This window comes from Sulfurisphaera javensis, assembly GCF_041154675.1.
GTDB lineage: Archaea > Thermoproteota > Thermoprotei_A > Sulfolobales > Sulfolobaceae > Sulfurisphaera > Sulfurisphaera javensis.
The window spans coordinates 1,736,448-1,749,858 of record NZ_AP031322.1 but is presented as its reverse complement, the minus strand read 5'-3'; the positions used below and the strand labels follow the sequence as shown (position 1 = coordinate 1,749,858).

The 13,411-nt window shown below is 31.5% G+C and carries 12 protein-coding genes; 9 read left to right on the top strand and 3 right to left on the bottom strand.

Annotated elements, in window-relative coordinates; translation table 11 throughout:
• Positions 1-73: 73 nt before the first annotated feature.
• Positions 74-652 carry a TenA family transcriptional regulator gene (locus ACAM25_RS09740; RefSeq protein ID WP_369609536.1) on the top strand — a complete coding sequence of 193 codons (579 nt, stop codon included), beginning with the start codon at positions 74-76 and terminating at the stop codon, positions 650-652.
• A 339-nt stretch (positions 653-991) separates the two neighbouring features.
• Here the strand turns inward: ACAM25_RS09740 and ACAM25_RS09735 are convergent, their stop codons facing one another.
• The gene (locus ACAM25_RS09735; protein ID WP_369609535.1) at positions 992-1,447 is read right to left on the bottom strand and encodes a helix-turn-helix domain-containing protein; all 456 of its coding nucleotides are present in this window, start codon (positions 1,445-1,447) and stop codon (positions 992-994) included.
• Positions 1,448-1,757: 310 nt separating this feature from the next.
• Here ACAM25_RS09735 and ACAM25_RS09730 point away from each other — a divergent pair, with 310 nt between their 5' ends.
• From ACAM25_RS09730 to ACAM25_RS09695, 8 genes are all read left to right on the top strand, one after another.
• Positions 1,758-2,495, top strand: coding sequence for a hypothetical protein (locus tag ACAM25_RS09730; RefSeq protein WP_369611656.1), 738 nt, complete (start codon positions 1,758-1,760; stop codon positions 2,493-2,495).
• 10 nt (positions 2,496-2,505) lie between these two features.
• Entirely contained in the window at positions 2,506-4,071 is a 1,566-nt protein-coding gene (locus ACAM25_RS09725) for an ABC transporter ATP-binding protein (RefSeq protein WP_369609534.1), read from the top strand.
• Positions 4,046-5,032: an energy-coupling factor transporter transmembrane protein EcfT gene (locus ACAM25_RS09720; RefSeq protein WP_369609533.1), complete on the top strand. Its 987-nt coding sequence runs from the start codon at positions 4,046-4,048 to the stop codon at positions 5,030-5,032. The genes ACAM25_RS09725 and ACAM25_RS09720 overlap by 26 nt, the downstream gene beginning before the upstream one ends.
• Before the next feature lie 45 nt (positions 5,033-5,077).
• Complete coding sequence (locus ACAM25_RS09715) at positions 5,078-6,643, top strand: phospholipase C (protein ID WP_369609532.1); 1,566 nt, start codon at positions 5,078-5,080, stop codon at positions 6,641-6,643.
• A complete protein-coding gene (locus ACAM25_RS09710) occupies positions 6,625-7,158 on the top strand; it encodes a hypothetical protein (protein WP_369609531.1) in 534 nt (177 codons plus the stop codon). Before ACAM25_RS09715 ends, ACAM25_RS09710 begins: the two co-directional genes overlap by 19 nt.
• 148 nt (positions 7,159-7,306) lie before the next feature.
• A complete protein-coding gene (locus ACAM25_RS09705; protein ID WP_369609530.1) occupies positions 7,307-7,603 on the top strand; it encodes a hypothetical protein in 297 nt (98 codons plus the stop codon).
• Between the two features lie 84 nt (positions 7,604-7,687).
• Positions 7,688-8,044: a hypothetical protein gene (locus tag ACAM25_RS09700; protein ID WP_369609529.1), complete on the top strand. Its 357-nt coding sequence runs from the start codon at positions 7,688-7,690 to the stop codon at positions 8,042-8,044.
• A complete protein-coding gene (locus ACAM25_RS09695; RefSeq protein WP_369609528.1) occupies positions 8,019-8,228 on the top strand; it encodes a hypothetical protein in 210 nt (69 codons plus the stop codon). Before ACAM25_RS09700 ends, ACAM25_RS09695 begins: the two co-directional genes overlap by 26 nt.
• Before the next feature lie 404 nt (positions 8,229-8,632).
• Here the strand turns inward: ACAM25_RS09695 and ACAM25_RS09690 are convergent, their stop codons facing one another.
• Positions 8,633-10,681 carry a thermopsin family protease gene (locus ACAM25_RS09690; protein ID WP_369609527.1) on the bottom strand — a complete coding sequence of 683 codons (2,049 nt, stop codon included), beginning with the start codon at positions 10,679-10,681 and terminating at the stop codon, positions 8,633-8,635.
• 1,536 nt (positions 10,682-12,217) lie between these two features.
• Positions 12,218-12,922 carry a hypothetical protein gene (locus ACAM25_RS09685; RefSeq protein ID WP_369609526.1) on the bottom strand — a complete coding sequence of 235 codons (705 nt, stop codon included), beginning with the start codon at positions 12,920-12,922 and terminating at the stop codon, positions 12,218-12,220.
• Positions 12,923-13,411 lie beyond the last annotated feature (489 nt).

Here is a 13,411-nt window from a genome sequence, read left to right as displayed (position 1 = left end):
GGTAAAAATATTTGAACTCATTATGTGATTTTGCTTAATAAAATTTTTAAAAATAGAAAGAGTATAATAAATTATGTTAAACGAGATAAGAAAGGAAATATCAGATGTTAATTCGCTTATTTACTCTCATCAACTCTTCAATTCTGTTGAAACTCTTAAGTTATTTTACGATCAACAGTGGTATATAGTTAATCATGATTTAAGATCCTTAGCAATTATGGTTTCAAGAGCAAAAGAACAAGATGAATTGGACTTTTTTATTAATGCAATGCAAGGCGATTATGAGGGGTTAAAGATCTTGAGGGAAGTAGCAGAGAAGAAAAGAGAGCCTATCCCTTTAGTTGTGTCTTATACTCATTATCTTTCATGGCTAGCAAACTATGCAAATCCAGGTGAGCAAGTTTTAGCTTTAGTTGTCAATTTGCCAATTTGGGCTTATAATTGTAAAAGGTTAGCTGACAGATTTAAGGGAAAATATGATGTAAGATTTTTGGAGTTATTTGCTAATGTAAGTGTGGATGAAAATAAGGCTGAGGAGATAATGAAAAGGTATGATAATAGTAGATATTTTCAAATAGCAAAAATGATTCAATATTATGAGTTACAATTCTGGGAGGGTTTGAAAAATGTCGAGGAAAAAGGGAGTTTATAATGTAGGCTTTAAATATATTAGCAGGGGGGCTTTATTCCTATTTGCCTTTGCTGTGCTTTTTGGCTTATCTAGTTATATAAACGTCTTGTTAGTTGTTTCAATGCTTCTTACTGTTTTAGCTGGAATTAGTTTCAGACAAGGATTTCTAAGACTTAGTGCTGGCCATAAAGTTGGTTATTTATCATCTTTTCTTATAATTATTGGTTCTCCTTTAATAGTACTATCTTATGTGTTTTATCCTCTCTTTTTAGTAGGTTATTTGATTTTAATTGCAGGTTTAATAGGTTTAAGTTTTGAATATTATTGGATATACAGTGATTATCGTGTGAAGAGATTAAATTATGCTTCATTATTTTGTTCTACAGCAGTTGTACTTTTAGTTCTTTTAGGTAAGTTACCGTTTTCATTATTATTTTTACTAGGCCAAGCCATTGCTATTCGATCTTTAAGATCTATATAATTCGCTAGTGATTTCCTTAATTCATAAGTTAACTCTATAATATCTTCAAGGATTTTTTCTTTTACTTTTTTATTATCTACGAAATATACGTATTGTGGTTTACCTCTTCTAGTAATTCTTACGTCTCTCTTCTTTAGTAATAACCCTTTATTTTCTAATTTTTTAATATATCCCATTATGCAAGATCTACTTATGTCTAATGCTTCTGATATTTCATCAGCGTTTAGTTCCTTCTTTGATTTAGCTAAGTAAAGAAAAATTTCAAGCTCTCTTTCATTTAAGTCGTATACGAAGCTTAGAGGTTTGAGCTCTTTTGGTATATCTATTTTATCCATATTTTCTTATCTTTCATTGCTTACTTAAATTTCTTTCTCCGCTTGATAATTATAATTTTAAATATAAACAATATAAATATTATACTATTCTACATTTTTAAAAGTATAAATCTCCCTAATGGGTAAAAGTATTTTAAAACTACAATTTGTATAATATTTATAATGATAAATTTTGTTAAAATCTCTTCATACAGAACAACATATATAGTTATATATAGTTTATTTAGATCTATGTTGAATTTAACAATGTATATAGAGTATATACGAAATTATTATATAATGGATAAATTAAAATAACGTGTGGTTAAAGATGGGATTTAATGGAATTACTGGGGCAGTTAATGAACCAGGAGAAATACCTTGGGAAATAGTAGTTATTTACTTTGCTTTAGCATTACTCTTTGCCTTTTATTATGGAAAGAAAAGTGGAGGACTAAAAGCATTTACCACTTTAGATTTAGTCTACATTGGAATAGGTGCTGCATTTGCTGTAGTCTGGGAATTTTACATTGGTTCATTTATAGGTAGATTCTTACCAAGTACACCGTTTATAGGTGTTGGATTTTGGGGCAGAATGGTAATAGTATTTATTGTAGCGGCACTAGTGAGAAAAGTTGGAAGCGGAATGCTAACATTATTTATCTTTGATCTTCTTAGTGATATATTCCATTATGGTTTTGGAGGAGAACCAATGTTTTTCATATATGAATCATTGACTTACGGTCTTTTTGTAGATATAATGATTGCTATAACTGGAGGTAAATTATTTGGAATAGGATACGTTCCTAAAGGAAATGGTGATAATATACAAAGAGCTACTATGTTAACTACAGTTCTTGCTGTAGTTGAAGGAGGAATTTTAGGATTTTTGTGGGCAATTCCAGATCCAATATTTTACGATGGCTTTATAGGACCATTTATTTACGCTTATGCACCAAACTGGGCAAAAATTACATTTCATCTTGAAGCATTTATTCCGGGAGATGTTGTGTTTGGAATAATTGCTAGTATACTAGCTTTAAGAATTGTGAAGGCTGTAGGGCATTAAGGTGTAATAAATGGGTAGTATTGAAGTTAAGGACTTAAAAGTAACCTATCAAGGTAGGCTAAATCCATCATTAACTGTTGATGAATTAATAATTGAGGAAGGAGAATCAATACTTATTGTTGGTAAGTCGGGTTCTGGAAAATCAACTTTAGTTAATGTTCTTAATGGAGTAATCCCAAATATGATTTTGGCTGATGTTAAAGGAGAGATAAGTGTTTTTGGTAAAGATCCTAGGAAAACTCCTATTTTTGAACTTTCCAAATATATAGGCACAGTATTGCAAGACCCGGAGATGCAATCATTTAATTATTCTGTTGAAGATGAGATCGCTTTTGGACCTGAGAATTTAATGCTTCCTAAGGAGGAAATAAGAAAAAGAGTTGAAAATTCTGCAAAAATTGCTGGGGTTTATCATTTGCTTGATAGAGATACGCTAACTCTTTCTGGTGGCGAAATACAGAGAACTATTATTGCTTCTGTCTTAGCAATGGAACCTAAGGCTTTAATTTTAGATGAGCCAACATCAAATATTGATCCTAAGGGAACAGCCCAAATATTTAATTTAATAAAGTTTTTCAGACAGGAGAGAAGGACATTAATTATAGTTGAACATAAATTAGAAAGAGTTTTACCTTTTATAGATAGAGTGATTTTAGTTGATAAAGGCAAGATAGTTTTTGATGTTCTGAAAGATGAATTAGTTGAAAAATCTGATATCTTAAGTGAAGCCGGAGTTGAAATCCCAGAGTACTATCTTTATATGAAGAAATATGGTTCTTTGGATAATTATAAGTACTCTCCTCCAGCTAGAAAAGAAGGAGAAGAAGAAATTCTTTATGCTAAGGTTAAAGTTTGGGTTAAGAGAAGTGGAAAAGTTCTAGTTGATTCTGAAATTAAACTTAAGAAAGGGGAAATTGTTGCTCTTATGGGAAATAACGGAGCTGGAAAATCAACATTATTAAAGGCAATAATGGGTATATTAGATGATAGAAAGTTAGGCAATGAGGCTAAACTGGTTGTTAAGGGTAAGGACTTGTCAAAAGCTAGTATCATGGATAGAGGAATGTATATTGCATATTTGCCTCAAAACTTTGACGTAATGTTAGTTAAAAGAACTGTTGAGGATGAAGTATCTTTCCCAATGAAAAGTAGAAAGATGTACTCTAAAGAGAGATTAGAGGAAATACTAAAAATGTTTTCCTTATACGAAATAAGGAAAGAAGATCCACTTTTGCTTTCTATGGGTCAAAGGAGGAGAGTAGCTATGGCTTCAGTTATTGCATCTGGTGCTGATATAATATTAATGGATGAACCAACTAGCGGTCAAGATTGGTATCATAGATACATGTTAGGAAAAGAAGTTCAAAACCTAAGAGATAAAGGTTTCACTTTTCTTATAGTTACTCATGATTCTCGTTTTGTAGATAAATTCTGTGACAAGGTTTTAGTTATGAATGAAGGAAAGATAATAGCTGAAGGTAAACCTGAAGAAATATTTGTAAGGGAAGATTTAGGTATTCATCCTCCAACAGAGTACTTGGTGAGTAAATATGGCTCTATTAACTTCTTTATATGAAAATCCTTTACTCCAAAATATTATTAGTTGGTATTTAGTCTTATTTGGAGTAGCGTTACCGGTTTTACTGATTTTCTGGCTTATTGGCTTAAAAGGGTTTGTAGAGCTTACTAAGTATGAAAAGGGAACAACATTTCTTTATAAGGTAAACCCAATAACGAAAATAGCTTTTGGAATCGTAGTAATGATAGTGGCTTCAGTAACTATTTGGTGGATAGGAGCTTTACTTACTTTAACAATCCTTCCTCTCTATTTGACTCTCAATAACGGTTTAAAGAAGTTTGGTTATGTAGTGATGTTAACAATTTCCTCATTAGTAGGCTCAACATGGGCTATAGCTCCTTATACTCCTCCTTATATTCTTCAACAAGTTTTCCCAAATCAGCAACCAATAGTTGTATGGGTTTGGCCAAGTTACTTCTCAGCAATGGGTTATGTACCAGATTTAACTTTACAAGCTTTAATATATGGTGTACAAACCGCCTTTAGAGTAACTGCAACTTTAGTTGCTGCTCTCCTCCTTGTAGTAACTACTTCTGTGTCTGACTTATTCAGATCATTTACTAAAATTAAAGTGCCTTTAGCAATAACTTTCTCTCTAATGGTCGGTTTTAAGACTATTCCTAAGATTTTTGAACTTTTGGATACTTCAATAAAAATGCAAATGTTAAGGGGATTAGGTTATGGAAAACCTAGAGTGATAAGAACTTTTTATTTAATATATGGTGGAATTATGGCAATTGTTCCAACTATGGTTTATCTATTTAGGGGAGCTAAGAGTTTAGCAATATCAGCTGATACAAGAGCATTTAGGGCATATCAAAGTAGGACTTTGTATAAAGAACCACCTATAACAAAATATGATTATATAATGTTTGGAGTAATAATTTCTCTAATAATTCTTGCAATAGTTACTAATATGGTAGGTTTTGGTAGAAGTATACCCTATGTTGGTTTATGAAACACAATTTTTTAAACTAAAATTTAATTTCTATAGTGATGATATATGAAAAGAATGATAATTACTTTACTCCTAACCTTTCTTTTTCTCCTTCCAACAGTAAATATTAGCCATGCAGAAACAGCAACACCAATAAAGCATGTAATAATTATTATCGAAGAGAATCACTCTTTCGATAACTTATTTGGAACATATCCTTTTGGATGGCCTCCTATAGTAAATAACATTACACTTTCAGTAATGTGGCCTGAAGGGCTTTATCAAAATTATACTCAGTTAGAAGAAAGTAAAGACGGTACATTAACGTGGATTAGTGTTCCAAATATTCCTTGGCTACCTTTTGCTGGTGTTTCACATCCATATTATGCTAATGCATATGATACTGTAGATCCCTATGAAGGGTGGAGTGCATATCATGGTGATTATTGGTTTGGTAAGCCATTAGGTTTCGTCTATTATTCTGGTCCACAATCAATGGCTTACTTCTCTTACCAACAAGCCTGGATATTATGGGACTATGCAGAAGAATACGTTTTAGCTGATAACTACTTTGCCCCAGTCTTAGGGTTAACTGAACCAAATAGAGTTGCTTATTTGACTGGCTTTCCTCCAAACTTTTACAGCGATGAAGCTTCTGAGGTAATTCCTTATAATGAAACCATTTTCTATCAACTTTCCTCACATAATATAAGTTGGGGTTATTTTGTATATGATTACTATGGAGGTACACCATGGCCTTTAAATGCATTTATAGGAATGCCTTTGAATAATGTCCATTCACTTAATGACTTTTATTATGATTTAAAGCATGGTAATTTACCTGCAGTAAGTTGGGTTATGTTCATTGGTTGTGGTGATGACTATTACGATATGCATCCTCCTTACAATATCACTGCTGGAGAAGTAGAGTTAGTTAAGGTTATAAATGCCGTTATGGAAAGTCCTTATTGGAATTCTACCGTGATTTTCATAACTTTTGATGAGGGTGGAGGATATTATGATAGTATTACACCTCCATCAATTAACTATTATGGTTTAGGTCAAAGAATTCCATTGTTAATAATTTCTCCTTATGCTAAAGAGGGATGGATAGATAACTATACGTTAAGTGGTTATACTTTGTTAGCTTTCATAGATTATAATTGGCATCTACCATGGCTAACATCTTATGTTGAAAATAGCGATGTTCAAGGTCTTTTACAAGCGTTTAACTTTTCCTCCTCACCAAGGCCTCCAATAATTTTAACTCCAGAAAACTGGAGCTATCCTTTGAAATTACAATATCCTGTTCATTATGGTTATATTGCTAAGGTTCCTAATGATTATAAATCTTATGCTCAAGTTTACCCAGCACCAGCTATGAGCTTCTTATTTCCAGTGGAGCTTTTAGCCTTGATTCTTCTGTTTGCTGGAATCAAGAGAACAAGGCTTATAATACCTTCAATTTTGCTTTTCCTAGTTAGTTTGGGAATATCAGCATATTACAATAACGTTTACAATGTTTACTCATTCATAGCTGAATATTATATGTATTCTTCACTAATTGGTTTCTTAGCTTCTAGTGTAATTTATTTAAGGAAAGGTAGATCGAGATGGATACGTCAGAGGTAGCTTTTATTTCCTCTTTTTTACCTTGCAGTTTTGAAGGATTTGAAATGTCAATGTTTTGGGCTTTAAGTTCAATTAAAGATAAGAGAATGGCAAATATAGGTGCTCTTTCTGGGGTTATTGCAGTAGTTTTAATGCTCTATTCTACGTATCTGATACTACCAATTTTAATATCTGATACTAGCGAATATTTTCTTAAGCTTTTGTTAGGCTTTATCTTCATTTCTCTGGCTACATTTTTCTTATACAAAGATGATTATCCAGAACCTAAAACTGCTTTTCTTACTTCATTTTTAGGGATAATTGCTGAGGGAATCGAAGTTGATTTATTTTCAGTTAGTTCCTGGATTATGACTGGAAGTTATATGGGTATTGTTGGTGGTTTAATCGGTTTTATTTGGTCTTTGATAATCTTTAAGGAGATAGTTCTAAAAATATCAAGGAAAATTATGAAGTATATTGCTGTAGGAATACTATATACTGTGGCATTTATTATTTTAACTAGTGGCATCATTTGAAAAAAGAGAATATATTGGACAATTTTAAATATAAGAATAGAGAAAGAAAGAATGTGAAGTTTAGAGTTAATAACAAAAGCTTCAGTTTATTAATTACTTTTCTTGTTTTACTTACTCTTCTTTTGGTATATTTTATTTATTTCACCCCGTGTTGTTTAGCTATTATACTACAAGTGATGGTTATGTTGAATACTTTAAATCATCAGACCCCTCATTTATTATTAAATCCTACGTTGATGGTACTTTAACTCCTACATTGATTACAGTCTTTGTTAATTTACCTCACACGGTTAAATTCTTAACACAGTCTTATACTAATTCTTTTAAAATCTCTTTCTCAGAGATTAAACCTTACATATCTCCATGGAAACCTTGGTTAGGCAAAGTTAACACTTCTTTATTAGTCATAGCTACTTATATCAACGGAAATAAGACTTATTTCTAGGCTGAAGAAATCGAATACAATCGATCTTGGATTATAAACAATGTTGGTATACAAATTGTTGGTGTAATAAATGTTATACCAAAAATGATAAAGATAAATAATACAGCAATAAACCAAGAAATTATGAAATTGGCAAGCAAGAGAAATGCATATTTTGTTAATTCATCAGCTGGTAGTAGGCCAGTTTATGCTTATAAAATGAATATAATAACTGTATATAACAAATCACTACCACCATTTTATGCTGATGGAGTACAATATTTGCCTGAATATTTTGGCATTTATTTCGTAAATATTTCAGTACCACTCAATTTTATACAAGTAAGCAATAACGTAAATAAATACGATAATTATCAGTTGTTATCTTTATATACTGAATTAGAAGGTGAAGCTAGTTGGGAGGCTATTAGTGGTTATGGTGGTCCTTATATTGGTATTTAACGGCTCAATGGGAAGCTTAGGAAGGGCAATTTACCTAACATTAACGTTGATATTGTTTGCAATTCTCCATAACGACATGTGCTTAGCGTCAATAATTTTAGGAATTGTATCAGTTATAGCAGCTTTACCTTCTTTTATGCTAAAAGTGAAAATTCTTGAAGAGGGGCTGATCCCAAGAAACTAGCAAATTCCCAAATGAGTAGGGCAACGCTTGGCGTAATTATTCTCCTCATAGTTATTTCCTTATTAAGAAGTATATTTGGGCAAGGAATATCTTAGTTCTTACCAACACTACTTGTTGAGAATTATGGGTATTCCTACAACGTACAATTAGGTGAAGTAATAAGCTTTAGCTGCTGCAATAATAGGACAACCATTACTTAGGTTGCTCTCTGATAGGGTTGGAAGGAGAATAATTTACGCAATTTCAACACTTGGAGGGGTTATATCAATTCTAGTGTTTCTGAAAGTGCCTAACGAAATATTCTTAGTCCTCATTGGGTTCTTTAATTTCAGTGCCTTTTCGTTAATGTAGCCAAGACTGATGAAAAAAGATATGCATTAACTTAAAAACTGAAAAGTTTTTCATTACTTTTTCTTTGCCAAAACAACAGCACCTATCACTACAAGGACTATAACCAGAATAAGGGCGATGAATTCAATGCTTACTGAAGCGGTAAGTGTCTCATTTACTGGTTGATTTACAACTATGCTTCCTCCTAATGGGACATTTTCAGTTCCAGTGAAACTTCCTGTCAAGTAAAATGGCAAGTTAGCGTTTAGAGTTATGGCTGACCCAGCATTTACCCATTCTTGATTAGTTGTAACACCATTAATTGTTACTGGGTATGAGGACTGGATTGTAACTAAGTATTGCTTGACAACTTTCACGTTAAGTGATATTGACGAGTTAAAAGTAAATGTAAAAGACGGTGAGACTGAAACTATTACATATCTTTCGCCATTTTCCGGATAATATGTTATGTTTTCTACGTTAATTGACGTGTTTGCGTTATACCATCCAGAGTTTAATGTTTCGTTCTTACCGTCAACTAATGCGTAAATAGGTATTGGTGATGATACATTCAGATAATACTGTGTTACTCCAGTAATAGTAATATTTGTAGGTGATGTAACAGTAACGGTCATTGGCTTAACTATGAATCTGTGAGTGGATGAATAATAGTAAGTTTGATTAAAGATCTGAATGGTTGTATTTGCATTAAACCAACCAGATGTTAGTGTCTCATTACTACCGTTAACAAGAGCGTAAACTGGTACTGGCGACGAAACATTTACATAATATTGAGTTGTTCCAGTAACTGTGATGTTAGTAGGTGAGTTAATAGTTATTGTTTTGGGAGTTATTATTACTCTGTGCGTGGGTGAATAATAGTAAGTTTGATTATATATTTCTATTATTGTGCCCTCTGGATAGTAACCAGATTTAAGTTGCTCTTTTATTCCGTTAACAAGTGCTTTAACTGGTACTGGCGTGTAAACGTTGACTAAGTAATACCAAGTGTAATTGGCCTTTATGTAGTATTGAGTCGGAAGTAAATCAGAAGGATAAATTGTAAATGTTTGTGGTCCACTTAATATTGCAAATGCTGAAGAGTTTGCTGTATAGTTCTTGATAAACTGTATAGTTATTGGTTCATCAACATATCCAGCAATTGTCGTTTTATTTACTAAGGTTCCATTAATGTAAAACGGAACTGGTGAGGTAATGTTAACATATGTTAAGTATGGAGGAACAAAGTTAACAGTGAAACTTGTAGGATTAGGTGTACCGGTAGTTACATAAGCAAAGCCGTGTGAAATAGTAACGTGCAAGTTATCTGCAGATTCCGCAGTGTCATTTCCATATGTATAAACTAAATTGAACGAGCGCCACTGATTATTTTCGTTGTAATACAAAGCTAACCATGAAGACATATTTAGGAAAGTAGTATGCTCACCGCCAGCATATCCACCCCAAACAAGTTCTGCATCTTTTAGACCTCCCCAAGGAGTATACGAATCGTTTATAATGATTGATGCTGAAGTTATTCCTTTTACTGGGATGAAAACATTATCGTAAATGACTAATTGTGGTGGGATTGGTTTACTATCATTGGTTAATATCAAGTATCCGAAACTAACTTTTACGCCAGAGGAGTTATATGATTCGTTTATAAGTAAGTAGAACGAATAAAGTGGCTCATAATATATGAAATTAGTCCCATACGCGTAGAATGATACATTTATGTGACCTCCATTTACATTATAAGTGGCCTGATATATACTTCCATATCCTTGAATTTGTGTTATGTTTGCGTAAGGTGCAGTAGAGTTCCATACATTATCACAGAAGTTCATTTCTGACATATTTGTTAAAAAAGATCCAACATCTTGCAACCAATAATAGTATGTTCCGCTTGTTGTATTTACTTGTAATACTACATTCAACTGGACAGACGCACCGTAGGGACAGGATGTGAATGACGAATTATATGCAAGCAAACTTTGAATTGCAACAAATCCTAGTACAGCATTAGTAAATATTGGTCCATTATGGGCTGATATTCCGGTTGGATATGATGCATAGGTTACTACAGAGACTAGGCCTAACATGATGAGGATTAACCATCGCATAAGTGAAAAGCTGGAAGGCTTTTTAAAAACCTTTCTATCTCTTTCTAGGTATTGCTTTTAAATGCGTCTATTTCTTGGGGTTTATCTTTATTCACGTTAAATATTCCTTAGAATAAATCCTATTCACATTATACCTCATGAAAAATGACATAATGTTTTCTTTGAAATCATGATAATTGAATGTGAAAAACTATTTTAGAACTAGATCTAGTAAAGATGAAATTATAGTGAGTTAATAAATTTGACTGTTAGAAATAAATGTACATGTTGACTTATTATTTTAGTTTTCAACTTATGAGTGACTAAATAGGCTGCCTTTATCTGATTTTATGAAAAGACCCTCAAGATATTCATGCTGGCCAATAACAGAGACAGAAGATACCTCTTTTAATTAATCAAGGAATGACCTCAATTTTCTTGCTTATTGCTATTTTTCTCAATCTTTTGTCGTATGTAGCTAACTTTGCCTTATAAGAAATGATTAGTAGTTCGTTGTTATAGTCTAGCAAACTATTTGTTTAGTCTTTACTCCTAAAAAGAGAGAAGTCTTAACTTATAAAATCCTGATGTGTTAGTTAAGTTATGTATTATACGTACTTTGTTAATTTCTTGTATTTAAGCTAACTAGATGGGGTTTTGTTCAATCATAATACCGAGATAAGAGTAACCTATTTCGTAAAATAATTCTACATAAAGACTCATCTAAAATTAGTGTATTAGATTTAATATGATTTAACATGAGCTCTACTTTTTGCTCAAGTGCATCAAAGAGTTGTATTATTTTTCCGGGATCTTGTTTTCCTCGCTAGTAGATTAGTAGACTTTACGCATCTCAGCTATCTTTTTTCCTCTTCATATATTACATCAGCTTCTACATTAACACTATCACTTTTCAATTCTTTACTATAATAAATGTAGAAGAAGAGAAAGAAATAACTTATATTAAATTATGATTATTTAAAAGTTCATATAATTCTGGAGGAACATCTTATATAATGGTGAATTTATAATAACTACTGATGGTAGTTCGTCAATAAATTATTGGGCAATGTAGGGCTAATTCACTAAATAGTGTAATGTCTATAGTAAATGTAATTTTAAAATCCTCATAATTTTTTGAGAAAGTCCTATGTACTTTTAATGTTTTAAATTTATGTATGCATAGAGTTTTAAAATTAACAAAGTAAAGCTGTACATAAATTTAAAATAAATTCAAATTTTAGATAAATTAAGTTCTAATTTCTAAATAGTAGATTGAAATAAAAACTTTCAAATTTAATATTTTTCATACTAACTTTTAATTTTATGTTGGAAGTTGAGTGTTGTTTGCATCTTTTAGCTTAATTTTATAAGCTGTTGGTCTATCATTTGGATTAAGCTTTAATTATTATCTCCTCAAGCTCTTTAGGAGTATCCGGTTCATCAATTTGGCTCGATTAATTAATTCTCTTGCTTTCTTTATATCACTACTCATCAGACTATAAACACTACTAGTTAAATAATTATTAACTCTTCATTAGGATTTTCACAAAATGACTATGAGGGAGGTCTCCATCTGATAATATACGGTAAAAATTCTGGATTTATAACCTCAAGAATAAGTATGTTTCCCCGTTGAGTAAAATTATGCTTAGCTTTTATGTTGTCAAGACTTAACCTATTTACGGGTAATATCGTAGCTTCATTTGCATCAACCCAAGTTGGTGTCCATGGAAGTTCTACTCTAATTTTTAAATAATAAGTTGGATCAGATATTGCTGCACCCGATCCCTCATAATCCACACCCTGTTCATTTAAAATTTCTTCTAATTTATTATAGTATACTCCTTTGTGCCAGAAGTATGCTCCCCATTTTATTATATGCCCAGGTTGAAGAGGAGGATTAGGATAGTATATAACTTTGATAGAATCTTTATCCTTACTTACCTCACAATCAACATTAGGAATACCTAAATTAAATGGATCTAATATTTTTATCTTTTTACATCTAGCTAGAACTTCTTTAATTTCTTTATTATAATATAGAGTTTCTACTGCAATAAGCTTTGTAGTTGAATGAACTGGTATTCCAATTACGTCATAACTTTTACCCACATTACCTTCTGGAGAGATTGAAACATCAACAACAAAGGATATATTATATGAAAAATAATATCCTATTTTCCTATTCTCATACCTTTCGAAAACTGAGCCTTTTCTAATCTTTCCATCCTCAATTTTTACAGTCCCATTAGCTTCCATACACTCCTTAATTAGATTCTCGATCTTTTGGGGAGACTTGCTTTTAAACTTCTCTTTCAACTATCTAATTTTACTTCTCCATCAGTATTGATTTTGTGCAATACATAAGCAAGAATTTTCATATCTGAAACAGTTAAATTTAATCCCATGATAGAAATTATATATGTAGCTTTAAAAATGTTAATGAATAAGTAAGAAATATACTTATCTTAGTTGTTAATTATAATAGCAAATGTAATACTAATTATATTAAGAAGATAAATAAAATTACTCTTATCCTTTATTATATCATTGATTTTTATTCTATTAAGAAATTCAATTCTTTACTGATTTATATCCAAGAGAAGATAAACCTTAAAGAGAACTTATTAAGGATAAAACTATATACTTACTTAGGTATTTTTTATAAATATCTTCTTGGTAATTTTACAATAGAGCTTTATAGTAACTCCGTATAACATTAATATGTCTTGATATTCATCTGACAAT